Consider the following 529-nt stretch of genomic DNA (forward strand, 5'->3'; position numbering starts at 1 on the left):
TGCGGCAGGCGATGATCGATCACATCAACGGCGTGATGGCCCACTACAAGGGCAAGCTCGCCGCCTGGGACGTCGTCAACGAGGCCTTCAACGAGGACGGCAGCCGCCGCAACTCCAACCTGCAGGGCACCGGCAACGACTGGATCGAGGTGGCGTTCCGCACCGCGCGCAACGCGGATCCCTCGGTCAAGCTGTGCTACAACGACTACAACATCGAGAACTGGTCGTACGGCAAGACGCAGGGCGTCTACCGCATGATCCAGGACTTCAAGTCCCGCGGCGTGCCGATCGACTGCGTCGGCCTGCAGACCCACTTCACCGGCGGCAGCTCGCTACCGAGCAACTTCCAGCAGACTCTGTCCAGCTTCGCCGCCCTCGGCGTGGACGTGGCCCTCACCGAGGTCGACGTCACCAACGCCTCGACCTCCCAGTACGCCGGGCTGACCCAGGCCTGCATCAACGTTCCCCGCTGCATCGGCATCACGGTGTGGGGCGTACGCGACAGCGACTCCTGGCGCTCCAGCGAGAA

1 protein-coding gene is annotated in these 529 nt (G+C 65.4%); it reads left to right on the forward strand.

What is annotated here, in order from left to right; translation table 11 throughout:
- Positions 1-529: endo-1,4-beta-xylanase (locus tag Asi03nite_RS37560; protein WP_203685270.1), on the forward strand; the 529-nt coding region annotated here is incomplete at both ends.

It is taken from the genome of Actinoplanes siamensis, assembly GCF_016862395.1.
Lineage (GTDB): Bacteria > Actinomycetota > Actinomycetes > Mycobacteriales > Micromonosporaceae > Actinoplanes > Actinoplanes siamensis.